This window comes from Lelliottia nimipressuralis (assembly GCF_004115925.1).
Classification (GTDB): domain Bacteria; phylum Pseudomonadota; class Gammaproteobacteria; order Enterobacterales; family Enterobacteriaceae; genus Enterobacter; species Enterobacter nimipressuralis.
In genome coordinates, this window is record NZ_SDDX01000001.1 from 266264 (window position 1) to 291843 (window position 25580).

The following is a 25580-nucleotide window of genomic DNA, read 5'->3' on the forward strand; positions in this document are numbered from 1 at the left end:
TGCAACCCGCAGCCCGCTAACTGTCTGAAAGATCAATACGTCTTACGCCATTGCTGCGTGGATGATCGGTCAGACAAAATGGGTCATTCCGTCGACATCCTTACTTAACCAGGATTTAACACGGAAAACGGATTCATTATTCCATTGCTAACCCGGTTATAGCAAGATGACTTTTACCATTTATCACCCGGTTACTCACAGTTTCTCCACTTCAACGAGAGGATTGGTTTAATAACCACCAAATCGATTGCGCGTGAACAAACCTGCCCGGGCAAAAGTAAATATAAGCATAGAAAAATGAGTGGCGCTATTGCGTATCGATATTTAGAATCGCCAACCATGAAAACAGAGACTCCATCCGTAAAAATGGTTGCTATCGCCGATGATGAAGCGGGGCAACGAATCGATAACTTTTTACGCACCCAGTTGAAAGGCGTGCCAAAAAGTATGATTTATCGCATCTTGCGCAAAGGCGAGGTGCGGGTAAATAAAAAGCGCGTGAAACCTGAGTACAAACTCGAAGCGGGTGATGAAGTGCGTATTCCGCCGGTGCGCGTCGCTGAACGTGAAGAAGAGGCGGTTTCGCCGCATCTGCAAAAAGTCGCCGCGCTGACTGACGCTATCCTTTATGAAGACGATCATATCCTGGTGCTGAATAAACCCTCCGGCACAGCGGTGCACGGCGGCAGCGGTTTGAGCTTTGGCGTGATCGAAGGCCTTCGCGCCCTGCGCCCGGAAGCACGTTTCCTCGAGCTGGTTCACCGTCTGGATCGCGATACCTCTGGTGTGTTGCTGGTGGCCAAAAAACGCTCGGCGTTACGTTCGCTGCACGAGCAGCTGCGTGAAAAGGGCATGCAGAAAGACTATCTGGCGCTGGTGCGCGGTCAGTGGCAGTCCCATGTGAAAGTGGTGCAGGCACCGTTGCTGAAAAACATTCTGCAAAGCGGTGAGCGCATTGTGCGGGTGAACAGCGAAGGTAAACCGTCTGAAACTCGCTTTAAAGTAGAAGAGCGTTACGCGTTTGCGACACTGGTGCGTTGTAGCCCGGTGACCGGCCGTACCCACCAGATCCGCGTGCATACGCAACATGCCGGACATCCCATTGCGTTTGATGACCGCTACGGCGATCGTGAGTTTGATAAACAGCTGGCCGGAACGGGGCTGTCGCGTCTCTTCCTGCACGCTGCGGCCTTGAAATTCACCCATCCTGGCACAGGTGAAGTGATGCGCGTCGAAGCGCCGCTGGATGACCAGCTGAAACGCTGTCTGAAAGTGTTGCGCGGTTAAATATAGGCCGGGTGGCGCTGCGCTTACCCGGCTTACCAAAACAGGGCCGTTTACGATCAGGCAGAAAGCGGATTGAAGTGCTCGCGTCTGAGCATCTGGCATAACGCAATCAGCGGCAAACCGACCAGCGTATTTGGGTCGCGCCCGTCCAGCTTTTCAAACAACGCAATCCCCAGACCTTCACTTTTAAAGCTCCCTGCGCAATTAAGCGGGCGCTCTTTGCGCACATAATCCTCAATCTCCTGATCGCTCAGGTGGCGGAAGTGAACGTCAAAGGGTTCGCATTCCGTTTGCAGATGGCCCGTGGCGGAGTTGTAAAGCGCAAGGCCGGTGTAAAAGGTAACAATGGTGCCTCGGGCTTTCATGAGCTGCAGGCGCGCGTTCTCTTCGGTGTGAGGTTTACCCGTGATTTCGCCGTCAAGCACACAAACCTGATCGGAGCCTATAATCAGATGGTTGGGATAGCGAGCGGCCAGACTTTGCGCTTTTTCCTGTGCCAGACGTAACACCAGATGACGCGGAGATTCAGCGTGATGCGGCGTTTCGTCAGCGACGGGGGCGGCACATTCAAACGGGATCCCCAGCTTTTCAAGCAACGCGCGGCGGTATGACGAAGTGGAAGCAAGCACGAGATTTGGCATATTTTTTTCACCAGATATAGCGTATCGATGCCAGCCATTTTAAACTACAGGCCGCAATGTGTGCGAATAATTGGCAAAAGGCAGCCCTGGTTGCCTTTTTCTTTGACTCTATGACGTTACAAAGTTAATATGCGCGCCCTATGCAAAAGGTAAAATTACCCCTGACTCTTGACCCGGTTCGTACGGCTCAAAAACGCCTCGATTACGAAGGTATTTATACCGCCGATCAGGCTGAACGTATCGCCGAGTTTGTGGTCAGTGTGGACACTGATGTGGAATGCTCCATGTCGTTCGCTATCGATAACCAGCGCCTGGCCGTTCTGAACGGTGATGCAAAGGTCACGGTAACGCTCGAATGCCAGCGTTGCGGGAAACCGTTCACACGTCATGTTCACACAACGTATTGTTTCAGTCCGGTTCGTTCTGACGAACAGGCTGAAGCACTCCCGGAAGCGTATGAGCCGATTGAGGTTAACGAATTCGGTGAAATCGATCTGCTGGCAGTGGTTGAAGATGAAATCATCCTCGCCTTGCCGGTAGTTCCGGTGCATGATTCTGAACACTGTGAAGTGTCCGACGCGGACATGGTCTTTGGGGAACTGCCTGATGAAGCGCAAAAACCAAACCCATTTGCCGTATTAGCCAGCTTAAAGCGTAAGTAATTAAGGAGTAAGGTCCATGGCCGTACAACAGAATAAACCAACCCGTTCCAAACGTGGCATGCGTCGTTCCCATGACGCGCTGACTGCAGTTACCAGCCTGTCTGTAGACAAGACTTCTGGTGAGAAACACCTGCGTCACCACATGACTGCCGACGGTTTCTACCGTGGCCGCAAGGTAATCACTAAGTAATCACGCGCTACTCAACGAATTTTACCGTGCGGGACGCCTGCATCGTGAAAGACGAAGAGTAAACGTGATGAAGCTTAGTGAGGCATTCCCCGCGAAAGCGGGGGATACACCGAACCGGGCAGCGAAGATACCTTGACACGTCTAACCCTGGCGTTAGATGTCATGGGAGGAGATTTCGGGCCTTCCGTGACAGTGCCTGCAGCATTGCAGGCACTGAATTCTAATTCGCAACTCACACTTCTTTTAGTCGGCAATCCCGACACCATCACGCCATTACTTGCAAAAGCTGACTTTGAACAACGTTCACGTCTGCAGATTATCCCTGCGCAGTCAGTTATTGCCAGTGATGCCCGGCCCTCGCATGCGATCCGCAACAGTCGCGGAAGCTCAATGCGAATTGCGCTGGAACTGGTAAAAGAAGGGCGGGCTGAGGCCTGCGTCAGCGCCGGAAATACCGGTGCGCTGATGGGACTGGCGAAATTAATGCTCAAGCCCATTGAGGGGATTGAGCGTCCTGCGCTGGTGACGGTGTTGCCGCATCAGCAGAAGGGCAAAACGGTGGTGCTCGATCTGGGCGCTAACGTCGATTGCGATAGTACGATGCTGGCCCAGTTTGCCATTATGGGCTCGGTGCTGGCAGAAGAAGTTGTGGGGATCGTGAATCCCCGCGTTGCGTTGCTGAATATCGGTGAAGAAGAGACCAAGGGTCTTGATAGCATCCGTGATGCCGCAGAATTGCTAAAATCCATGCCGTCAATCAACTATATTGGCTATCTTGAAGCTAATGAATTATTGACCGGAAAGACCGATGTTCTGGTGTGTGACGGGTTTACCGGCAACGTAACGTTAAAGACGATGGAAGGGGTGGTTCGAATGTTTCTTTCCTTGCTGAAATCGCAGGGCGAAGGCAAAAAAAGGTCCTGGTGGCTGATTTTATTAAAGCGTTGGTTACAAAAAAGCCTGGCGCGGCGATTCAGTCACCTCAACCCCGACCAGTATAATGGCGCCTGTCTGTTAGGATTGCGCGGCACGGTGATTAAGAGTCATGGTGCGGCCAATCAGCGAGCCTTTACCGTCGCGATTGAACAGGCAGTGCAGGCGGTGCAGCGACAAGTCCCTCAGCGGATTGCCGCTCGCCTGGAATCTGTATTAGCTAAAAGTGACTGAGCGTACATGTATACGAAGATTTTAGGTACCGGCAGTTTTCTGCCTGAACAAGTGCGAACCAACGCCGATCTGGAAAAAATGGTCGATACGTCTGACGAGTGGATTGTCACCCGCACAGGTATTCGTGAACGCCGTATCGCCGGTCCAGATGAAACAGTAACCACGATGGGCTATGAAGCGGGCCTTCGCGCGCTGGAAATGGCAGGTATTGATAAAGACGAGATCGGTCTGATTGTGGTCGCGACTACGTCAGCACCTAACGCCTTCCCAAGCGCAGCCTGTGAGATTCAGGCCAAGCTCGGCATTAAAGGCTGCCCGGCGTTTGACGTTGCAGCTGCCTGCGCAGGTTTTACCTATGCGCTGAGCGTTGCCGATCAGTACGTGAAGTCTGGCGCGGTGAAATATGCGCTGGTGATTGGTGCAGACGTGCTGGCACGCACCTGCAACCCGGAAGATCGCGGAACGATCATTATTTTTGGTGATGGTGCGGGCGCTGTACTGTTAGGTCAGTCAGAAGAGCCGGGCATTATCTCGACGCATTTACATGCCGATGGTCGCTATGGCGAGCTGCTGACGCTGCCTAACGCCGATCGCGTGAACCCGGACAGCTCCATTTACCTGACCATGGCAGGCAATGAAGTGTTCAAGGTTGCGGTCACGGAACTGGCGCACATCGTCGATGAGACGCTGGAAGCGAACAATCTTGAGCGCTCTGCGCTGGACTGGCTGGTGCCGCATCAGGCGAACCTGCGCATTATCAGCGCCACGGCTAAAAAGCTGGGCATGTCCATGGATAACGTTGTTGTGACCCTCGATCGTCACGGCAACACCTCTGCGGCGTCGGTACCCTGCGCGTTTGACGAAGCGGTACGCGATGGACGAATTAAACGAGGCCAACTGGTCTTGCTTGAAGCCTTTGGTGGCGGTTTCACCTGGGGCTCCGCGCTGGTTCGTTTCTAATTAAGGATTAAAAATGACGCAATTTGCTTTTGTGTTCCCGGGTCAGGGTTCTCAGTCGGTTGGGATGTTGTCTGAATTAGCGGCACAGTACCCAATTATTGAAGCGACTTTCCGTGAAGCATCAGACGCTCTGGGCTACGATCTCTGGGCGCTGACTCAGCAGGGTCCGGCGGAAGAGCTGAATAAAACCTGGCAGACGCAGCCTGCATTGCTTACCGCATCCGTTGCGTTGTGGCGTGTCTGGCAGCAGCAGGGCGGTAAAGCGCCTGCGATGCTGGCAGGTCATAGCCTGGGTGAATATTCTGCACTGGTATGTGCGGGCGTCATTGGTTTTGCCGATGCCGTGCGTCTGGTCGAAATGCGTGGCAAATTCATGCAGGAAGCGGTTCCGGAAGGGACTGGTGCGATGTCCGCCATTATTGGTCTGGATGATGCTTCGATTGCCAAAGCGTGCGAAGAATCAGCCGAAGGGCAGGTCGTTTCACCGGTGAACTTCAACTCACCGGGCCAGGTTGTCATTGCGGGCAACAAAGAAGCCGTTGAGCGCGCAGGCGCAGCCTGTAAAGCGGCGGGCGCGAAGCGCGCACTGCCACTGCCGGTGAGCGTCCCGTCTCACTGTGCATTGATGAAACCGGCTGCTGAAAAACTGGCGGCTGAGCTGCAAAAGATCACTTTTAACGCACCAACGGTTCCGGTTGTGAACAACGTTGATGTGAAATGCGAAACGGCGCCGGAAGCGATTCGCGATGCGCTGGTTCGTCAGCTTTACAGCCCAGTGCAATGGACCAAAACCGTTGAGTTTATGGCCGCACAGGGCGTTGAGCACCTGTATGAAGCAGGCCCGGGTAAAGTCCTGACCGGCCTGACCAAACGTATTGTTGATACCCTGACGGCATCGGCCATTAATGAGCCAGAAGCCCTGTCAGCGGCACTCGCGCAATAAAAGAGGATTACCATGAGTTTTGAAGGAAAAATCGCGCTGGTAACGGGCGCAAGCCGCGGTATCGGACGTGCAATTGCTGAGACCCTGGTCGCGCGTGGCGCGAAAGTCATTGGTACTGCTACCAGTGAGAAGGGCGCTCAGGCGATTAGCGACTATTTAGGTGCGAACGGAAAAGGTCTGATGCTGAATGTGACCGATGCTGCATCTATCGAATCTGTTCTGGAAAATATTCGCGCAGAGTTTGGCGAAGTGGATATTCTGGTAAATAATGCCGGTATCACTCGCGACAACTTACTGATGCGAATGAAAGACGACGAGTGGGACGATATCATCGAAACCAACCTGTCATCTGTATTCCGTCTGTCAAAAGCGGTAATGCGAGCTATGATGAAAAAGCGTCATGGCCGTATTATCACTATCGGTTCTGTGGTTGGTACCATGGGAAATGCTGGTCAGGCCAACTACGCTGCGGCGAAAGCGGGTCTGATTGGGTTCAGTAAATCGCTGGCGCGCGAAATCGCGTCACGCGGGATTACTGTAAACGTTGTTGCTCCGGGCTTTATTGAAACGGACATGACGCGTGCGCTATCTGACGATCAGCGTGCGGGTATTCTGGCGCAGGTTCCTGCGGGTCGCCTCGGTGGCGCTCAGGAAATCGCCAGCGCGGTTGCATTTTTAGCCTCTGACGAAGCGAGTTACATCACTGGTGAGACTCTCCACGTCAACGGCGGGATGTACATGGTTTAACCACGATCGAAAATATTTGCGTTATTAGGGCGAATGGCCTCAAAATAACGTAAAATCGTGGTAAGACCTGCCGGGATTTAGTTGCAAATTTTTCAACATTTTATACACTACGAAAACCATCGCGAAAGCGAGTTTTGATAGGAAATTTAAGAGTATGAGCACTATCGAAGAACGCGTTAAGAAAATTATCGGCGAGCAGCTGGGCGTTAAGCAGGAAGAAGTTGTGAACTCCGCATCCTTCGTTGAAGACCTGGGCGCAGATTCTCTTGACACCGTTGAGCTGGTAATGGCTCTGGAAGAAGAGTTTGATACTGAGATTCCGGACGAAGAAGCTGAGAAAATCACCACCGTTCAGGCTGCCATTGATTACATCAACGGTCACCAGGCGTAAGTGAACATCTCCAGGCGGTCATTCGACCGCCTGAGTTTTATCTTTTTTAGTCCCACGAATCCTTTTTTTTATCCCTCCCTGGAGGACAAACGTGTCTAAGCGTCGTGTAGTTGTGACCGGACTTGGCATGTTGTCTCCTGTCGGCAATACCGTAGAGTCCACCTGGAAAGCTCTCCTTGCCGGTCAGAGCGGCATCAGCCTAATCGACCATTTCGATACTAGCGCCTATGCAACGAAATTTGCTGGCTTAGTAAAGGATTTTAACTGTGAAGAGATCATCTCGCGCAAAGAACAGCGCAAGATGGATGCCTTCATTCAATATGGAATTGTCGCTGGCGTTCAGGCCATGCAGGATTCTGGCCTTGAGATTACGGAAGAGAACGCAACCCGCATTGGCGCCGCTATTGGCTCCGGGATTGGCGGCCTTGGCCTGATCGAGGAAAACCACACCTCTCTGGTGAATGGTGGCCCGCGTAAGATCAGCCCATTCTTCGTTCCGTCCACGATTGTTAACATGGTGGCTGGTCACTTGACCATCATGTTTGGCCTCCGTGGCCCAAGCATTTCTATCGCAACTGCCTGTACGTCTGGTGTGCATAACATCGGTCAGGCCGCGCGTATCATTGCTTATGGTGATGCAGACGCTATGGTTGCCGGTGGTGCTGAAAAAGCCAGTACTCCGCTGGGCGTTGGTGGTTTCGGTGCGGCGCGCGCGCTGTCTACTCGTAACGACAATCCCCAGGCTGCGAGCCGTCCGTGGGACAAAGACCGTGATGGTTTTGTTCTTGGCGATGGTGCTGGCATGATCGTACTTGAAGAGTACGAACACGCGAAAAAGCGTGGCGCGAAAATTTATGCAGAAATCGTTGGTTTCGGCATGAGCAGCGATGCCTATCACATGACCTCTCCGCCGGAAGATGGCGCGGGTGCGGCACTGGCAATGGTAAACGCGATTCGCGACGCGGGTCTCGAGCCGGGCCAGATTGGCTATGTTAACGCCCACGGCACCTCGACGCCTGCAGGCGATAAAGCAGAAGCTCAGGCCGTTAAGTCCGTATTTGGTGATGCTGCCAGCCGTATTATGGTCAGTTCCACCAAATCCATGACCGGCCACCTGCTGGGTGCTGCAGGTGCAGTAGAGTCCATCTACTCCATCCTGGCCCTGCGCGATCAGGCTGTTCCGCCGACCATCAACCTGGATAACCCGGATGATGGTTGCGATCTGGACTTCGTTCCACACGAAGCGCGCCAGGTTAGCGGTCTGGAGTACACGCTGTGTAACTCCTTCGGCTTCGGTGGCACCAACGGTTCTCTGATCTTCAAAAAGATCTAAGTTCCGCTGCCCGGTTGCGATAAATGAAAAGGTCCGCTTGTCGGGCCTTTTTTATTCGGTTTTCTTCCCTTGTCCTGCATTATTCATCCTGCCAAACTATTGGGTCACGAAAAAGGAGCCTTCATGTTCTTAATCAATGGCCAGCAGCAGGATTATCTTCCCGCGAGCGACAGGGCGACCCAGTTTGGCGATGGCTGCTTCACTACGGCACGCATTACTGAAGGCGAGGTCTGTCTGCTCGCCGCACATCTTCAGCGTCTGCAAATGGCCTGCGAAAAGTTGCTGATCCCGTTCACTCACTGGGCAGAGCTTCAGCGTGAAATGATCGACCTGGCTAAAGGCAACCCTCGTGGTGTGCTGAAAGTCATTATCAGCCGGGGGGCGGGCGGACGCGGCTACAGCGGGGCAAGTTGCCTGAATCCCACTCGAATCCTCTCTGTTTCAACTTATCCCGCGCACTACGACATATGGCGTCGCGACGGCATCAGCCTGGCGCTCAGCCCGGTTCGCCTGGGCCGTAACCCCTCGCTTGCAGGGATAAAACATCTCAACCGACTTGAGCAGGTGCTGATCCGCGCTCATCTTGAACAGTCAGACGCCGATGAGGCGCTGGTTCTTGACAGCGAAGGTCTCATTACGGAATGCTGTGCGGCCAATTTACTGTGGCGACAGGGTAATGACGTATTCACGCCAAAGATGGATCAGGCCGGTGTGAATGGCATCATGCGACAGTTTTGTTTGCAGCATCTGGCACACTCCGGTTTTCGCGTTGTCGAAGTTCACGCAGGCGAAGAGGCACTGCGGGATGCCGATGAGGTCGTCATCTGCAATGCGTTAATGCCCGTCGTGCCGGTTCGAGCTTATGCCCAGAAGCAATGGTCGTCGCGTGAGTTGTACTCGTTTTTAGCCCCACTGTGTGAGCAAACAAGATAGTCATGAAAAAAATGTTGCGCTTTGTCCTCCTCCTTATCGTCGTAATGGCTATCGCTGGCGGCGTGGGAGTCTGGAAAGTTCGTCAGATGGCGAACAGTCACATTCTGATTAAAGAAGAGACCGTATTCACGCTGAAAGCAGGTACCGGGCGCCTGGCGCTGGGCGATCAGCTTTACGGCGATAAAATCATTAACCGCCCACGAGTATTCGAGTGGCTGCTGCGTCTTGAGCCGGAGCTTTCGCATTTTAAAGCGGGGACCTATCGCTTTACGCCGGGCATGACGGTGCGTGAAATGCTTGAACTGCTGGAAAGCGGCAAAGAGGCGCAATTCCCGCTGCGATTCGTCGAAGGCATGCGCCTGAGCGACTACCTCAAACAGCTGCGCGATGCGCCCTACATCAGCCATACGCTGAAAGATGACCAGTACGCGACCGTCGCCGAGGTGCTGAAGCTCGAGCACCCCGAGTGGGTGGAGGGCTGGTTCTGGCCTGATACCTGGATGTATACCGCAGGCACTACGGACGTCGCCATTCTCAAGCGCGCACACAAAAAAATGGTTACCGCCGTTGAGAAAGCGTGGGAAGGGCGCGCGGAAGGTCTGCCGTATAAAGATCAAAATCAGTTTGTCACCATGGCCTCGATTGTCGAAAAAGAGACGGCCGTCGCCAGCGAGCGCGATCAGGTGGCATCGGTCTTTATCAATCGTATGCGTATCGGCATGCGGCTGCAAACGGACCCGACGGTGATTTACGGAATGGGTGAGAACTACGCCGGGAAGATAAGCCGTAAGGATCTGGAAACGCCAACGGCGTATAATACCTACGTGATTAGCGGTTTGCCGCCAGGCCCAATCGCGACGCCGAGCCAGGCATCACTTGATGCCGCCGCACATCCGGCACACACACCGTATCTCTATTTTGTGGCTGACGGAAAAGGGGGACATACCTTTAACACCAACCTTGCCAGCCATAATCGCTCTGTTCAGGACTATCTGAAGGCACTTAAGGAAAAAAATGCGCAGTAATTACATCGTCATAGAGGGGCTGGAAGGCGCCGGGAAAACCACCGCACGTAACGTGGTGGTCGACACACTGAAAGAGCTGGGCATCGGGGAGATGGTTTTCACCCGCGAGCCGGGCGGGACTGTGCTTGCCGAGAAGCTGAGAAGCCTGGTGCTGGACATCAAATCCGTCGGGGACGAAGTGATTTGCGATAAAGCCGAAGTGCTGATGTTTTACGCCGCCCGCGTGCAACTGGTCGAAACGGTGATCAAACCGGCGCTGGCAGAAGGGCGCTGGGTAATTGGTGATCGTCACGATCTCTCAACCCAGGCCTATCAGGGCGGTGGACGCGGTATCGATCAGGCCATGCTTGCAACGCTGCGCGATGCCGTGCTGGGCGATTTCCGCCCCAATCTGACGTTGTATCTGGACGTCACCCCGGCCGTGGGCCTGAAACGCGCCCGCGCGCGCGGTGAGCTGGATCGTATTGAGCAAGAGTCGCTGGATTTCTTTAACCGCACCCGTGCGCGCTATCTCGAACTGGCCGCGCAGGACAGCTCGATTCGTACCATTGATGCGACGCAATCCCTTGAGGATGTCACCCGTTCGATCCGCGAAACGGTCACTGCGTGGGTACAGGAGCAGCAGGCATGAAATGGTACCCATGGCTGCGTCCGCACTTTGATCAGCTGATTAGCAGCTATCAGTCCGGTCGGGGGCATCATGCGTTACTGATTCAGTCGTTACCCGGCATGGGTGATGACGCCCTGATTTATGCGATTACGCGTTTTCTGATGTGTCAGCAGCCGGAAGGCAGTAAAAGCTGTGGCAAATGCCGCGGCTGCCAGCTGATGCAGGCGGGGACGCACCCGGACTACTACACGCTGGAGCCGGAGAAGGGCAAAAGCTCGCTCGGGATTGATGCGGTGCGTGAAGTCAGCGAAAAGCTGTATGAGCACGCCCGTCTCGGCGGGGCGAAAGTGGTCTGGCTGAAGGATGCGGCGCTGCTGACGGAAGCTGCCGCGAATGCGCTGCTCAAAACGCTGGAAGAGCCGCCGGTGAACACCTGGTTCTTCATGTCCTGCCGTGAGCCGGGCCGATTACTGGCCACATTGCGCAGCCGTTGCCGACTTCACCACCTCGCCGCCCCCCAGGAATCATGGGCGTTAAGCTGGCTTGAGCGGGAAGTGACGGTGTCACAAGATGCAGCGTTAACCGCGCTGCGCCTGAGCAGTGGCGCACCTGCCGCCGCCCTCGAACTGCTGCAAAAAGAGACCTGGGCACAGCGAGTACAGCTTTGCGATGCCCTGAGCGGCACGCTGGAGAGCCGGGACTGGCTAAGTCTGTTAGGCGCGCTGAACCACGAACACGCGCCCGCACGGCTACAGTGGCTGGCATCCCTGCTACTGGACGCCCTCAAGTTACAGCAAGGCGCACAGCTTCTGAGCAATACCGACGTTTGGCCGCTGGTCAATACGCTGGCGAATCAGCTGTCGGGGGCCATACTGCGTGCGATCTTCCACGACGTCAGCGTGTGCCGCGAACAACTCTTAACCGTAACCGGCGTGAATCGCGAGCTGTTACTCACGGACCTGTTACTGCGTACGGAACATTACCTGCAACCAGGCACACAGCTGCCTGCTTCCCATCTCTGAGAGAGACATCATGTTTTTAGTCGACTCACACTGCCATCTCGATGGCCTGGATTATCAATCACTGCATAAAGACGTGGACGACGTACTGGCGAAAGCTGCCGCCCGCGATGTGAAATTCTGTCTGGCGGTCGCCACCACTTTACCGGGATACCGCGCAATGCGCGATTTGGTGGGTGAGCGCGATAATGTGGCCTTTTCCTGTGGCGTGCATCCGCTCAATCAGGATGAAGAGTATAACGTAGAGGATCTGCGCCGTATGGCAGCGGAAGAGGGCGTGGTCGCGATGGGTGAAACCGGGCTGGACTATTTTTACACGCCGGAAACGAAATCCCGCCAGCAGGCATCCTTTCGCAACCACATCCGCATCGGACGCGAGCTGAACAAGCCGGTTATCGTCCATACCCGCGATGCACGCGCCGATACGCTGGCGATCCTGCAGGAAGAAAAGGTGACGGATTGCGGTGGCGTACTACACTGTTTCACAGAAGACAGAGAAACAGCGGGCAAGCTGCTTGATTTAGGGTTTTATATCTCGTTTTCCGGGATCGTGACGTTCCGTAATGCTGAACAACTGCGTGATGCCGCGCGTTATGTGCCTCTCGACCGCATTCTGGTGGAAACAGATTCTCCTTATCTGGCACCGGTGCCGCATCGCGGTAAAGAGAACCAGCCAGCCATGACGAGAGATGTGGCCGAGTACATGGCCGTCCTGAAGGGCGTCAGCCTCGAAGCGTTGGCACGTGCCACCACGGAAAACTTCGCTAATTTGTTCCACATCGCCCCCGCCCGCCTGCAATCTGTTTGAAACACCTGTTTTTTTTAGGCTCGTAATTAATAAACAAAGCGAGTAAAGTTCACCGCCTTATTTAGGGCGGTGACGGTGTTTTTAGACATATCTGGAAATGCTTTTTGTAAATTACTGAAAGTTTTTCGATCGTCTTAGGCTGAAACGTGATAGCCGTCAAACAAAGTCACAGGGATTTATTTTACTCTGTGTAATAAATAAAGGGCGCTTAGATGTCCTGTCCACGGCGCGGTTCTCCCCCCGTGCCCATGCGTGAAAGCGTAAAAAAAGCACAAATACTCAGGAGCACTCTCAATTATGTTTAAGAATGCATTTGCTAACCTGCAAAAGGTCGGTAAATCGCTGATGCTGCCAGTATCCGTACTGCCTATCGCAGGTATCCTGCTGGGCGTCGGTTCTGCAAACTTCAGCTGGCTGCCAGCCGTAGTTTCACACGTGATGGCCGAAGCAGGCGGTTCTGTTTTTGCTAACATGCCGCTGATCTTCGCTATCGGTGTCGCTCTGGGCTTCACCAATAACGATGGTGTATCTGCTCTGGCTGCGGTTGTTGCTTACGGCATCATGGTGAAAACCATGGCTGTGGTTGCGCCACTGGTTCTGCATTTACCTGCTGAAGAGATCGCAGCGAAACACCTGGCGGATACCGGTGTTCTCGGCGGTATCATCTCCGGTGCTATTGCAGCCTACATGTTTAACCGCTTCTATCGCATCAAGCTGCCTGAGTATCTGGGCTTCTTCGCGGGCAAGCGCTTCGTACCGATCATCTCTGGTCTGGCTGCGATCTTCATGGGCGTTGTGCTGTCCTTCATCTGGCCTCCGATTGGTACGGCTATCCAGACCTTCTCTCAGTGGGCTGCCTACCAGAACCCGGTTGTCGCGTTCGGTATCTACGGTTTCGTTGAGCGCTGCCTGGTACCATTTGGTCTGCACCACATCTGGAACGTTCCATTCCAGATGCAGATTGGTGAATACACCAACGCCGCAGGTCAGGTATTCCACGGTGATATCCCACGTTACATGGCAGGTGACCCAACTGCAGGCAAACTGTCTGGCGGCTTCCTGTTCAAAATGTACGGTCTGCCGGCTGCTGCGATTGCTATCTGGCACTCTGCTAAACCAGAGAACCGTGCAAAAGTGGGCGGTATCATGATCTCCGCAGCGCTGACCTCGTTCCTGACCGGTATCACCGAGCCGATCGAGTTCTCCTTCATGTTCGTTGCGCCGATCCTGTACGTTATCCACGCGATTCTGGCAGGCCTGGCATTCCCAATCTGTATCCTGCTGGGTATGCGTGACGGTACATCCTTCTCGCACGGTCTGATCGACTTTATCGTTCTGTCCGGTAACAGCAGCAAACTGTGGCTGTTCCCAATCGTTGGTGCGTGCTACGCGGTGGCGTACTACACCATCTTCCGCGTGCTGATCAAAGCACTGGACCTGAAAACGCCAGGTCGTGAAGATTCTACTGACGATGCGAAAGCGACCTCTACCAGCGAAATGGCTCCTGCTCTGATTGCAGCATTCGGCGGCAAAGAAAACATCACTAACCTGGACGCGTGTATCACTCGTCTGCGTGTGAGCGTTGCTGACGTGGCTAAAGTTGACCAGCAGGGTCTGAAAAAACTGGGCGCAGCGGGCGTTGTTGTTGCAGGTTCGGGTGTTCAGGCAATCTTCGGGACTAAATCCGATAACCTGAAAACCGAAATGGATGAATACATCCGCAGCAACTAAGTTGTGACCTGGGGAGACTAAGGCAGCCGAATGGCTGCCTTTTTTATTGGCCAGCCTACGCTCACTGGCGTTGCGTTTACCGGGCGTAAGGGATGTGTAGATCGGGTAAGAGTAAGCACCACCCAACGTTTATCCGAATAAAAAAAGGGAGCCTTTCGGCTCCCTTCGTATTCACGGCAAAATCACGGCGAACTTAGAAACTGTAGCTTCCGCTCACAGAGAAGTTACGTGGTGCGCCATAGACACCGTAAGTGCCCAGGTAATCGTAATACTCTTCATCAAACACGTTGTTCAGGTTGCCCTGAACCGAGAAGTTTTTGGTGACCTGATAGCGGGTAAAGAGATCAACCACGGTATAGCCGTCCTGAGTAATCTGCTTCACGCCGTTCGGGCCGTTATCGATATCCTGCCAGGTTTTGTTCTGCCAGCGAGCGCCACCGCCCACGGTCAGCTCAGGCAACATGGGCAGCTGGTAACGCGTAAACAGTTTCAGTGACGTACGCGGCTGGCCTGGGTTTACTGCGGCGCCATTCTCATCATCAGCAATGTACCGGCTTCCACCGAAGGTCAGCTGCCAGTTATCGGTCAACGCGCCGTTCAGTTCGAATTCGATACCTTTACTGACGGTACCATCTACAGATTTATACGCCGACTGGCCGCCGGAGCCTGGGATGGTCGTTCCGGTGTTAACGGCCACGTTGTCCTGCTCGATACGGAAGACAGCAACCGTCGCGGTCAGACGGGTGTTGAACCAGTCGCCTTTCACACCGGCTTCATAGCTCTTACCGGTGGTCGGATCGATAAACTTGCTGTTGATATCGCGCTGGCCCGTAGGCTGGAAGATAGAGGTATAGCTCCCGTAGACCGACCAGGTATCATCGATGTCATAGATCAGGCCCGCGTATGGTGTGACGTCATCGAACTTCGCGTTGCGGATTTCGTTCGGTTGACGCTCCAGATTGTACTTCGCGCTCCACTCGGTGTAACGCGCGCCGAGGATCAGGTGCAGCGGATCGGCCAGTGACAGGCGGGTGGCGCCATAGACTGATTTCTGGCGGATGACATCGCGCTGATAGAGCGAGAAGCCGGACCAGCTCGGGTCAGCCAGTTTGCCGTTGTAATCGTAAATGCTGCCGACATCCATCAGGCCATAGTTATCGTTAACCGGATAGGAGTTGTCATAGTTATTGCGCTGACGGCTGTAGCTGCCGCCAAACATGACTTCGTGCTGACGGCCCAGCAGCTCATAGCCGCCGCGCACAAACGCATCCACAGAGTCCTGTTTACGTTCGCCCCGGTTCCAGCCGCCCCAGGCACCGTACCAGCTGGAGGCATCGTACAGACCGGTTGTTTTATCCGGATAACCGTCGATGTACATCAGCTTGCTGTCAAAATTGGTTTCCGCATGCATGGCGTTAACTTTGGCTTCCCAGCCGTTATCAAAGCGCTGCGTCAGGTTAGCGAAGACCTTGGTAGAGTCGTTGTTGGAGTAAGTCCAGTCGGCCGCCGTGTTAAAGCCGCGGCGGAAATCGGTTTTGCTGCCATCGCTGAACATGGACGGGAAACCGCCCCAGGTCGGGCTGTCCTCTTCGCTCTCCTGGTAGTCATAGCCCAGGGAGAGGGTAGTGGAGTCCGTAATGTCTGCGTCGAGGATCCCTGAGACAAATTTCTTACGGTAATGGTTACGTTCAACCCAGGAGTCGCGGTCTTCGTAACCGGCGATCACGCGCCCGCGCACATTGCCGGATTCCGTCAGCGGCGCCTGCAGATCCATCACGTAACGCTGTTTGTCCCAGCTGCCGTAGGTGGCGGAGACGTTGCCTTTGAACTCTTTGCTGTCGGCGTGTTTACGCACCATATTGACGTAGGCGGATGGGTTACCCGTTCCGCTCATCAGGCCGGCTGCGCCGCGCACCACTTCGATTTTGTCGAAAATGGCCGTGTCGCCTGCGGTATCACCAAAATTCCAGCGGTTATCGAGGAAAGTGGGCATATCTTCATAGGCAAAGTTGCTGATGAAGAAACCGCGAGAATAGAAGTTGGTACGGCTGGTATCGATGCGAGACGCACTCACACCGACGGTATTATCCAGCACCGCGCCAATGGTGTTCAGCTCCTGATCCTGCATACGCTGCTGGCTCATGACGCTGACCGACTGGGGAATATCACGCGGAACCAGCAGTAATTTGGTGCCGGTCGTGGTGGTTTTGACGCTGTAATCCTTATCCTGCGCGCTATTCTGGTCTTGCGCGTTATCAGCCCCGTCAACGACAACGGTATCTTCTGGATTCGTTTCAGCGAAACTTGCGGTCGGCATCAATGCCATAGCAATACAGGCTGCCAGCAACGAAGGTGTTGCGACAGACTGACGTTGCCCATCCCTGGTGTGATTAATGAAAGACATTATCAAACCCTTTCTGAGTGAATGGTAATTTTTTGCCCCAGTCCCGATAACGGTCGGAGGTCATTTCTATGTTGAAAATGCGCATGAAAATGCAAATGCGAAATATACGCATTTGATTTAACCGTGTAAACAGATGTAACCATTGCCACTGAAATTATGTTTCAGTTCATTCCGGGGGGGGAATGGTCAATCAGCGACCATCCATTGGACGTTAAAGAAAGAAATAACGGGATAAGGTTGAAAGGACAGGAGAAACTCGCTCATACTCTTGTGTTGTGTCACGGGCAATTGCCGTATGTCAGCCTTTGCCGGTCACGCCACGCCAGATTAAACCAAAAAGGAAAACGTCATGGCTGAAGAAACCATTTTCAGTAAAATTATCCGCCGTGAAATCCCGTCGGATATCGTGTATCAGGATGAACTGGTCACTGCTTTCCGCGACATTTCGCCTCAGGCTCCGACACACATCCTTATTATCCCCAATATTCTGATTCCGACCGTTAATGACGTGAAAACTGAGCATGAAGTGGCATTAGGCCGTATGCTGACGGTAGCAGCGAAAATTGCTGAGCAGGAAGGGATTGCCGAAGACGGATACCGTCTGATCATGAACTGCAATCGTCATGGTGGGCAGGAAGTTTATCATATTCATATGCATCTACTGGGCGGTCGTCCGCTGGGTCCGATGCTGGCGCATAAAGGTCTTTAATATGCAAAGAGGGCGTATCGCTGTTCTGCTCCTGGCGATGGTAATGGCGGGCTGTAGCTCGCGTCCCGCGATCCCGGTCAGCGACGAACAGACGCTGGTGATGGAGTCGTCGGTACTGGCGGCGGGCATCACCGCAGAAGCACCGTCGCTGACGGTCAGTGAAATTCAGCCGTCGGCGTCCTCTACGCTCTATAACGAACGACATGAGCCTGTCACCGTCCACTATCGATTTTACTGGTATGACGTAAGAGGCCTCGAGATGCATCCACTTGAAGCGCCGCGCAGCGTCGTTATTCCGGCGAATTCGTCGGTCACGCTTTATGGCAGCGCTAATTATCTGGGTGCGCATAAGGTCAGACTTTATCTTTATTTGTAAGGGGTGAACCTTGATTAAGAATTTGGGCCGTTACGCGCTCGTTACCGCTTTTGCGCTCTTCCTGTCGGGATGTATCACCCGTACGGAACAGCAACCCGCGCCCGTTGATGAGGCCAAACCGGGCACTGAACAGCCAGTGACCCCGACGGAGCCGGTTCCAACGGTGCCGTCCGTGCCAACCATTCCTGAACAGCCAGGGCCGATTGAACATCCGGATCAAACCTCGCAGCCTGCGCCACGCGTTCGCCACTATGACTGGAACGGCGCGATGCAGCCGATGGTCGGCAAAATGCTGCAAGCACAGGGTGTTACCGCAGGCAGCGTGCTGCTGGTGGACAGCGTGAACAACCGCACCAACGGTTCGCTGAATGCCGGTGAAGCTACCGAAACCCTGCGCAATGCGCTGGCGAATAACGGCAAGTTTACACTGGTCTCCGTGCAGCAACTGTCGGTTGCGAAGCAGCAACTGGGCCTGTCACCGCAGGACAGTCTGGGCTCGCGCAGCAAAGCGATTGGTATCGCCCGTAACGTTGGCGCGCAGTATGTGCTCTATTCCAACGCCACCGGCAACGTCAATACGCCAGCCCTGCAAATGCAGCTGATGCTGGTTCAAACGGGTGAGATTATCTGGTCAGGTAAAGGTGCCGTTACACAACAATAACGTCACGCGCGAAACAATCGTTTCGCGCTACTTCCCTCAGTATCGCCTTGTCGCGCCGCAAACCCACGCCGGGTTTAGCGGCGCGAGTTGCATTATTGAACAGGGCGAGCACCGTCTGGTGTTGCGTCTGCGCCACGATGCGAGCGGGCCTGCTTTCTGTTTTCGCCGTCAGTACCACGCTTTATGCCGTCTGCCTGCCGATCTGGTGCCAAAGCCGCACTGCTTTCATCGCGACTGGATGGCGGTGGAGTATCTTGTGGGCGAGATCAAAAGCGAGCTTCCTGATACCCAAACCCTCGCAGGCATGCTGTATTATCTGCATCGGCAATCCCGTCTGGGCTGGCGAATTACCCTGTTACCGCTGCTCGATGCCTACTGGCAAGGGGCCGATCCTGCCAGACGCACGCCGTTCTGGCTGGCTACGCTAAAACGTCTGCGTCAGCGCGGCGAACCGCAGCCCCTGCGGCTTGTGCCGCTGCATATGGACGTTCATGCCGGAAACATTGTGCATACGCCGGCAGGCGAGCGGCTGATCGACTGGGAATATGCCGGTGATGGCGACGTAGGGCTTGAGCTGGCGTCCATATGGATGCCGACGGAAAACGCCCGCCAGGAGTTTATCGATGTCTACGCCAAAACGGCGAACATCGATGCGCATCAACTGAAAAAGCAGGTGCAGCGCTGGCGGCCCTGGGTACTGATGATGATGGCCGGATGGTTCGAATTACGCTTTCAGCAATCGGCTGACAAACAATTTATCGCGCTGGCAGATGACGTCTGGCGTCAGTTACAAACTAAAGGATAAGAGAGGTTCGTGTGGGTCCAGTAATGTTGGATGTCGAAGGGTATGAACTGGATGCGGAAGAGCGCGATATACTGGCGCATCCGCTGGTGGGTGGGCTCATTCTGTTTACCCGCAACTATCACGATCCCGCGCAGCTGCGCGAGCTGGTGCGTCAGATCCGTGCGGCGTCCCGTAACCATCTGGTGGTGGCGGTCGATCAGGAAGGCGGACGCGTCCAGCGTTTTCGCGAGGGCTTTACCCGTCTGCCGGCGGCGCAATCTTTTGCTGCACTGCTGGGAACGGAGCAGGGCGGCAAGCTGGCGCAGGATGCAGGCTGGCTGATGGCGAGCGAAATGATCGCCATGGATATTGATATCAGCTTTGCGCCGGTGCTGGATGTCGGGCACATCAGCGCGGCGATTGGCGAGCGTTCTTACCATGAAGATCCGCAGATCGCCCTGGCGATGGCAACGCGTTTTATCGACGGAATGCACGACGCCGGTATGAAAACCACCGGGAAACACTTCCCGGGGCACGGCGCTGTGACGGCGGATTCCCACAAAGAGACACCGCGCGACCCGCGCCCTGAGGCGGAAATCCGCGCCAAAGATATGTCCGTTTTCCGTTCGCTCATTACTGACAACAAACTCGACGCCATCATGCCCGCGCATGTGATTTACAGCGACGTCGATCCGCGCCCGGCCAGCGGCTCTGCGCACTGGCTGAAAACCGTGTTACGTCAGGAGCTGGGCTTTAACGGCGTGATCTTCTCCGACGATCTGTCGATGGAAGGCGCTGCGATTATGGGCAGCTATGCCGAGCGCGGTCAGGCGTCTCTGGATGCGGGTTGCGATATGATCCTGGTCTGCAATAATCGTAAAGGGGCGGTTAGCGTGTTAGATAACCTGTCGCCGATCAATGCTGAACGTGTTACACAATTGTATCATAAAGGTTCATTTAGCCGTCAGGAGCTGATGAGCTCGGCTCGCTGGAAGACGGTGAACGCTGAGCTTGAAGCACTCAATGAGCGCTGGCAGGCACACAAAGCAGGTCAATAAACCCCTCCTGGAAGGCGTCGTGTGGTGAGGAAACAATGATCATTTATTTGCACGGTTTTGATTCGAACAGTCCTGGTAATCATGAGAAAGTGCTGCAACTGCAGTTCATCGACCCGGACGTGCGGCTGATTAGCTACAGCACGCGCCATCCGAAACACGATATGGCGCATCTGCTCAAAGAAGTGGACAAGATGCTGCAACTCAACGTCGACGATCGCCCGCTGATTTGCGGTGTGGGCCTCGGAGGCTACTGGGCAGAGCGGATCGGCTTTCTCTGCGATATTCGCCAGGTGGTGTTCAATCCGAATTTGTTCCCTAACGAGAACATGGAAGGCAAGATCGACCGCCCGGAAGAGTACGTGGATATCGCCACCAAATGCGTCAGTAACTTCCGCGAGAAGAACCGCGACCGCTGCATGGCGATCCTCTCTCGCAACGACGAGGCGCTGGATAACCAGCGTGCGGCGGAGCTGCTGCACCACTATTATGAAATTGTCTGGGACGAAGAACAGACCCACAAATTCAAAAATATCTCCCCGCATCTTCAGCGCATCAAAGCTTTCAAGACCCTGGGTTAAACCCCCTCTGAACGACTCCAGGCCCGGCCGCGCAAGCGAGCCGGGCTTTGTCTTTTGCTACAATTGTACAAATTTAAATCATCAAAACTTGATTCATATCAATTTTGGTATGACCAATGCGCCTGGCGTGTTATTCTCAATGCACCTGAATGGTTTCAGTGCTGTAACCTGTTGTTAATTAAGGGTTATTATCATAACTTTTAATTAACAATTGGTTAATAATTTGAGGGGGTCACATTGACTACGCCATTGAAAAAGATAGTAATTGTAGGCGGCGGCGCAGGTGGGCTGGAGCTGGCTACGCAACTCGGCAAAAAGCTGGGCCGTGGCAAAAAAGCCAAAATTACGCTGGTCGATCGTAACCACAGCCATCTGTGGAAACCGCTGCTGCATGAAGTGGCCACCGGTTCACTGGACGAAGGTGTTGATGCCCTGAGCTATCTGGCGCATGCGCGTAATCACGATTTCCAGTTCCAGCTGGGCTCCGTGATGGATATCAACCGCGAAAGCAAAACCATCACCCTGGCCGAGCTGCGTGACGAGAAAGGCGAGCTGCTGGTGCCTGAGCGCAAGCTGCCGTACGACACGCTGGTGATGGCGCTGGGAAGCACCTCGAACGACTTCAACACGCCAGGCGTGAAAGAAAACTGCATCTTCCTGGATAACCCGCATCAGGCACGTCGTTTCCATCAGGAAATGCTGAACCTGTTCCTGAAATACTCCAACAACCTCGGTGCGAGCGGCAAAGTGAACATCGCGATTGTCGGCGGCGGGGCGACGGGCGTTGAGCTTTCAGCGGAACTGCACAATGCGGTGAAACAGCTGCACAGCTACGGTTACAAAGGGCTGACCAACGAAGCGCTGAACGTGACGCTGGTCGAAGCGGGTGAACGCATTCTGCCTGCGCTGCCACCCCGTATTTCTGGCGCGGCGCATAACGAGCTGACCAAAATGGGCGTGCGCGTTCTGACGCAAACTATGGTCACCAGCGCCGATACCGGCGGCCTGCACACCAAAGACGGCGAGTATATTCAGGCCGATCTGATGGTCTGGGCGGCGGGTATTAAAGCACCTGATTTCATGAAAGAGATTGGCGGGCTGGAAACCAACCGTATCAACCAGCTGGTAGTGGAGCCGACGCTTCAGACCACACGCGATCCGGACATCTTCGCCATCGGCGACTGCGCCTCCTGCGCACGTCCTGAAGGTGGATTCGTGCCGCCGCGCGCGCAGGCCGCGCACCAGATGGCAAGCCTGGCGCTGCACAACATTCTGGCGCAGACCAAAGGCAAAGCGATGAAGTCCTACGTCTATAAAGACCATGGCTCGCTGGTCTCCCTGTCTAACTTCTCCACCGTGGGCAGTCTGATGGGTAACCTGATGCGCGGCTCGATGATGGTTGAAGGGCGTATCGCGCGCTTCGTTTACATCTCGCTGTACCGTATGCATCAGGTCGCGCTGCACGGTTACTTCAAGACCGGGCTAATGATGCTGGTAGGCAGTATCAACCGCGTGATCCGTCCTCGCCTCAAACTGCACTAATCTTTCAGTCCCTCCGGCTCCCGGAGGGACTTTTTAGCATTTCCTGCTGACAATCTTCGTCAGAGTACTTAAGAGTTCTCTGAAACGAGCCCCTTTTCATTTTACCTCTCTCTTTTTGAGCGTTATTCCGATTGGCGAACACACTCTTCGACTGCAAAATTGTTACCAATAGCAACAAAGGAGGAAGCCCCGTGAATAAATCTATGTTGGCGGGTATAGGGATTGGCGTGGCTGCAGCGCTGGGCGTGGCAGCAGTGGCCAGTCTGAACGTGTTCGAACGCGGCCCGCAGTATGCTCAGGTTGTTTCTGCCACCCCGATTACCGAGTCGGTGAAAACCCCTCGTCAGGAGTGCCGCAACGTGGCGGTGACTCACCGTCGTCCGGTACAGGATGAAAACCGTATCGCAGGCTCAGTGCTGGGTGCGGTTGCGGGTGGTGTGATTGGTCATCAGTTCGGTGGGGGACGCGGGAAAGATGTCGCGACCGTCGTCGGCGCACTGGGTGGCGGCTATGCCGGTCACCAGGTTCAGGGCGCGATGCAGGACAACGACACCTACACCACGACGCAGCAGCGTTGTAAAACGGTGTACGACAAATCAGAAAAAATGCTTGGCTACGATGTGACCTACAAGATTGGCGATCAGCAGGGGAAAATCCGCATGGATAAAGATCCTGGCACGCAGATCCCACTCGACAGTAACGGTCAGCTGGTTCTGAATAACAAGGTGTAAAAAAAGCGGTATTATTAATTTGGCTCCTCAAACGCTCAGGCTGAGGAGCCTTTTTTTTACCTGTCAGAAGGTCAGGGCGTAGTTCAGACCGAAGGTGCGTCCACGGCCTTTATACTCGTACAGCGCCGCATTCCCGTAGGTTGGGCTGTAGAGCAGCGGAGCGCGCTGTCCCCAGACGGTGGTGTACTCTTTATCCAGCAGGTTTTCGACGCTAAACGACAGTTTACCGAGCGGAAGCTGGTAGCTGCCGATGAAATCAACGGTGTTATAACCGTTCAGCTTATTGCCCGCCGCATCGCTCAGATCAAAGGCTTGCTGCGTTTGCAGGCGCAGCGCCCACGGCTCCGGTGCCAAGCCGACGTAGGCCGTCGCTTTGGATGGCGACGCCTGAGTCACATCCCATTTTTCCCAGGAACCGTTGGTTTTAATCTCTGACTTCAGAACGTTAACATTCCCGCCGAGGCTCCAGTCGCTCTCAGGAATAAAGTAATCCACTGCGCCTTCCACACCGTAGATGCGCCGCTTCTGCGGATTCACGTCGATAGTCATGTCGGCGCGGTTGATATCAATGGATTTATCCGACAAGGAGTAATAGGCCGCAATCTGTGTGCGCAGCTGATCGCCCGTAAAACGCCAGCCCAGCTCGTAGGAGTCGACCTTAATCCCTTCAAGCTTCGCATCGTTCGGGTTAACGCTTTTCAGCAGCGCCAGATGGCCCTGGGCATCAGGTTTGCTATAGCTGCCGTTACCGTAATATTTTCCCGGATCCGGCAGTTCCACGCCCTGAGAGAAGTTAAACCAGACCTGCTGACGCTCGGTCAGGTGTGCCAGGATCCCGGCGTTAAACAGGAAATTATCGTAATCCGTTTTCCCGCCCGGGATGGCATCCGCAGAGCGCGCGCCGCCTTTGGCAATGGTCTGCTGCTGTGTATAGCCGATGAAATCATCGACGCGGTTTTCCGTCCACTGATAGCGCACGCCGCCGCTGAGGGTAAACACCTCGTTGATGTCATAGCTGTTTTGCAGGAACGGAGCAAAATTGGTGATGCTGTAGCCCGGATAGCGCCCGGTGCTGTAGGCCGACTGATTATTCATCCCGCCGGAAGGGACGGAATCGGCGAGGTCGAAGAACATCTGGTTGGAATCGAAGGTTTCATGGTCGGCATCAATACCCCAGGTGAGCTGCCAGCCGTCAAGCGGAGTGCTGTTTAAGGTCAGCTTCGCGCCGTACTGATCCGTGTTCTGCTCGGAGGCGGAGAAACTGGTAATGTCACCTTTGGCCACCGTCGGGAACGGGTAAAAACGCAGGGATTCGTCGCGATAATAGATCTGCCCGACCAGCTCCTGGCCCCAGAAATCCGTATCGGAATATTGCAGGCTGATGAGATGACGCTCGGTGCCAGGAATACGATCTGAGCTAAAGCCTTTGGACGTGCGGGCCGTGCCGTTCCCGGTGACGGCGCTCATGTTCTTGTCCAGATAAAGCCCGTAATCGTCGTCGCCCTGGCTTTTGTAATACTGGGTCACCAGCTGCAGCTGACGGGTCTCGTCAATTTCAATGGTGCCGGTTCCCATCACATCCAGACGATCGGAGTGCTGCAAACCCGTCTGGGTGTTGTCGAAGGTCAGCGCATCGCCATTGCCATCGTACCAGCCGCCGAAGCGCTGATACGCCACAGACAGACGGCCCGAGGCGTTATCATTGCCGCCGCTGACGGCCGCCGCCACGCGCTCGTCGCGATCGTCACTGTTGTTAAAGCCGCTTTTTCCGCCCAGTTCCAGATCAACCTGGGTCTCCGGCTGGCCTTTTTTGGTGACGATATTGATCAGCCCGCCGGTACTGCCGCCGCCGTAGAGTGACGTCGAGCCGGAGATGACTTCGATATGCTCAATATTGAACGGATCAATGGAATCGAGCTGGCGGCTGTCGGTTCGCGAGGAGTTCAGCCGTACGCCGTCAATCAGCACGACGATCGCGCGACCACGCATGTTCATGCCATAGTTGGTGCGCCCCTGGCTGCTGACATCCATCCCTGGGATCAACTGGCCGAGAATATCTTTAAACTCTTTCCCGCCCTGAACCTGCTGTTCAATCTCCTGACCTTCAATGATCCACGTGGTCTGCGCCATTTCGGCGACGGTGCGGTGGCTGCGGTTGGCGCTGACAACCAGATTTTCTTCGCTCTTTTGTTCTGCATACAGCGGCATCGCGATGGCCAGCAGGACAGGGTTGAGCACCCAGAGGCTCTTTTTCATCATCATTCCTTGTTGAGCTTTTGCTCTTTGTTAT

At 54.6% G+C, this 25580-nt stretch carries 26 protein-coding genes; 23 read left to right on the forward strand and 3 right to left on the reverse strand.

Translation table 11 applies throughout. The annotated features are described in order from the left end of the window. Positions 1–339 precede the first annotated feature (339 nt). Positions 340–1287, forward strand: a complete 948-nt coding sequence (rluC, locus tag ETG88_RS01250) for a 23S rRNA pseudouridine(955/2504/2580) synthase RluC (RefSeq protein WP_181827608.1) — start codon at positions 340–342, stop codon at positions 1285–1287. Between the two features lie 56 nt (positions 1288–1343). On the opposite strand, the gene ETG88_RS01255 is transcribed toward rluC, so the two are convergent. Further along, entirely contained in the window at positions 1344–1928 is a 585-nt protein-coding gene (locus ETG88_RS01255) for a Maf family protein (protein ID WP_100780589.1), read from the reverse strand. A 140-nt stretch (positions 1929–2068) separates the two neighbouring features. On the opposite strand from ETG88_RS01255, the gene yceD reads away from it, so the two are divergent. The 14 genes from yceD (at position 2069) to ptsG (ending at position 14447) form a co-directional block, all read left to right on the forward strand. Further along, complete coding sequence (gene yceD, locus ETG88_RS01260; RefSeq protein WP_100780588.1) at positions 2069–2590, forward strand: 23S rRNA accumulation protein YceD; 522 nt, start codon at positions 2069–2071, stop codon at positions 2588–2590. A gap of 16 nt (positions 2591–2606) precedes the next feature. Further along, positions 2607–2780, forward strand: coding sequence for a 50S ribosomal protein L32 (rpmF, locus tag ETG88_RS01265; RefSeq protein WP_071844907.1), 174 nt, complete (start codon positions 2607–2609; stop codon positions 2778–2780). A 132-nt stretch (positions 2781–2912) separates the two neighbouring features. Then, a complete protein-coding gene (gene plsX / locus ETG88_RS01270) occupies positions 2913–3947 on the forward strand; it encodes a phosphate acyltransferase PlsX (protein ID WP_206732569.1) in 1035 nt (344 codons plus the stop codon). 6 nt (positions 3948–3953) lie between these two features. Next, positions 3954–4907 carry a beta-ketoacyl-ACP synthase III gene (locus ETG88_RS01275; RefSeq protein ID WP_102105540.1) on the forward strand — a complete coding sequence of 318 codons (954 nt, stop codon included), beginning with the start codon at positions 3954–3956 and terminating at the stop codon, positions 4905–4907. 13 nt (positions 4908–4920) lie between these two features. Then, positions 4921–5850: an ACP S-malonyltransferase gene (gene fabD, locus ETG88_RS01280; RefSeq protein ID WP_129034383.1), complete on the forward strand. Its 930-nt coding sequence runs from the start codon at positions 4921–4923 to the stop codon at positions 5848–5850. Positions 5851–5862: 12 nt separating this feature from the next. After that, positions 5863–6597 (forward strand): 3-oxoacyl-ACP reductase FabG, encoded by a 735-nt coding sequence (gene fabG, locus ETG88_RS01285; RefSeq protein WP_100780584.1) that lies wholly within the window; start codon positions 5863–5865, stop codon positions 6595–6597. 154 nt (positions 6598–6751) lie between these two features. Further along, positions 6752–6988 carry an acyl carrier protein gene (acpP, locus tag ETG88_RS01290; protein ID WP_003857954.1) on the forward strand — a complete coding sequence of 79 codons (237 nt, stop codon included), beginning with the start codon at positions 6752–6754 and terminating at the stop codon, positions 6986–6988. Positions 6989–7079: 91 nt separating this feature from the next. Continuing rightward, a complete protein-coding gene (gene fabF, locus ETG88_RS01295) occupies positions 7080–8321 on the forward strand; it encodes a beta-ketoacyl-ACP synthase II (protein WP_100780583.1) in 1242 nt (413 codons plus the stop codon). A gap of 123 nt (positions 8322–8444) precedes the next feature. After that, complete coding sequence (gene pabC / locus ETG88_RS01300) at positions 8445–9254, forward strand: aminodeoxychorismate lyase (RefSeq protein ID WP_129034384.1); 810 nt, start codon at positions 8445–8447, stop codon at positions 9252–9254. A 2-nt stretch (positions 9255–9256) separates the two neighbouring features. After that, the gene (gene yceG / locus ETG88_RS01305) at positions 9257–10279 is read left to right on the forward strand and encodes a cell division protein YceG (RefSeq protein WP_129034385.1); all 1023 of its coding nucleotides are present in this window, start codon (positions 9257–9259) and stop codon (positions 10277–10279) included. Beyond that, the gene (gene tmk, locus ETG88_RS01310; protein WP_100780580.1) at positions 10269–10910 is read left to right on the forward strand and encodes a dTMP kinase; all 642 of its coding nucleotides are present in this window, start codon (positions 10269–10271) and stop codon (positions 10908–10910) included. Before yceG ends, tmk begins: the two co-directional genes overlap by 11 nt. After that, the gene (holB, locus tag ETG88_RS01315) at positions 10907–11911 is read left to right on the forward strand and encodes a DNA polymerase III subunit delta' (protein ID WP_129034386.1); all 1005 of its coding nucleotides are present in this window, start codon (positions 10907–10909) and stop codon (positions 11909–11911) included. The genes tmk and holB overlap by 4 nt, the downstream gene beginning before the upstream one ends. A gap of 10 nt (positions 11912–11921) precedes the next feature. Continuing rightward, positions 11922–12716, forward strand: a complete 795-nt coding sequence (locus ETG88_RS01320; protein ID WP_123429098.1) for a metal-dependent hydrolase — start codon at positions 11922–11924, stop codon at positions 12714–12716. Positions 12717–13013: 297 nt separating this feature from the next. Beyond that, positions 13014–14447 carry a PTS glucose transporter subunit IIBC gene (gene ptsG, locus ETG88_RS01325; RefSeq protein WP_100780577.1) on the forward strand — a complete coding sequence of 478 codons (1434 nt, stop codon included), beginning with the start codon at positions 13014–13016 and terminating at the stop codon, positions 14445–14447. Between the two features lie 193 nt (positions 14448–14640). Here ptsG and fhuE read toward each other — a convergent pair whose 3' ends face one another. Then, positions 14641–16851 carry a ferric-rhodotorulic acid/ferric-coprogen receptor FhuE gene (fhuE, locus tag ETG88_RS01330; protein ID WP_129034387.1) on the reverse strand — a complete coding sequence of 737 codons (2211 nt, stop codon included), beginning with the start codon at positions 16849–16851 and terminating at the stop codon, positions 14641–14643. 349 nt (positions 16852–17200) lie between these two features. On the opposite strand from fhuE, the gene hinT reads away from it, so the two are divergent. The 8 genes from hinT (at position 17201) to ETG88_RS01370 (ending at position 23290) form a co-directional block, all read left to right on the forward strand. After that, a complete protein-coding gene (gene hinT, locus ETG88_RS01335) occupies positions 17201–17560 on the forward strand; it encodes a purine nucleoside phosphoramidase (protein WP_006809243.1) in 360 nt (119 codons plus the stop codon). A 1-nt stretch (position 17561) separates the two neighbouring features. After that, a complete protein-coding gene (locus ETG88_RS01340) occupies positions 17562–17936 on the forward strand; it encodes a YcfL family putative periplasmic lipoprotein (protein ID WP_100780575.1) in 375 nt (124 codons plus the stop codon). A gap of 10 nt (positions 17937–17946) precedes the next feature. Beyond that, positions 17947–18597, forward strand: a complete 651-nt coding sequence (lpoB, locus tag ETG88_RS01345; protein WP_100780574.1) for a penicillin-binding protein activator LpoB — start codon at positions 17947–17949, stop codon at positions 18595–18597. After that, positions 18578–19402, forward strand: coding sequence for a thiamine kinase (thiK, locus tag ETG88_RS01350; protein ID WP_129034388.1), 825 nt, complete (start codon positions 18578–18580; stop codon positions 19400–19402). The genes lpoB and thiK overlap by 20 nt, the downstream gene beginning before the upstream one ends. Before the next feature lie 11 nt (positions 19403–19413). Further along, complete coding sequence (gene nagZ / locus ETG88_RS01355) at positions 19414–20439, forward strand: beta-N-acetylhexosaminidase (protein WP_102103453.1); 1026 nt, start codon at positions 19414–19416, stop codon at positions 20437–20439. A gap of 35 nt (positions 20440–20474) precedes the next feature. Beyond that, positions 20475–21017 carry an alpha/beta hydrolase YcfP gene (ycfP, locus tag ETG88_RS01360; protein WP_107703870.1) on the forward strand — a complete coding sequence of 181 codons (543 nt, stop codon included), beginning with the start codon at positions 20475–20477 and terminating at the stop codon, positions 21015–21017. A gap of 237 nt (positions 21018–21254) precedes the next feature. Beyond that, entirely contained in the window at positions 21255–22559 is a 1305-nt protein-coding gene (locus ETG88_RS01365) for an NAD(P)/FAD-dependent oxidoreductase (RefSeq protein WP_100780570.1), read from the forward strand. 191 nt (positions 22560–22750) lie between these two features. Next, positions 22751–23290 carry a glycine zipper 2TM domain-containing protein gene (locus ETG88_RS01370; protein WP_100780569.1) on the forward strand — a complete coding sequence of 180 codons (540 nt, stop codon included), beginning with the start codon at positions 22751–22753 and terminating at the stop codon, positions 23288–23290. A gap of 63 nt (positions 23291–23353) precedes the next feature. On the opposite strand, the gene ETG88_RS01375 is transcribed toward ETG88_RS01370, so the two are convergent. Next, positions 23354–25546: a TonB-dependent siderophore receptor gene (locus ETG88_RS01375; protein WP_129034389.1), complete on the reverse strand. Its 2193-nt coding sequence runs from the start codon at positions 25544–25546 to the stop codon at positions 23354–23356. Positions 25547–25580 lie beyond the last annotated feature (34 nt).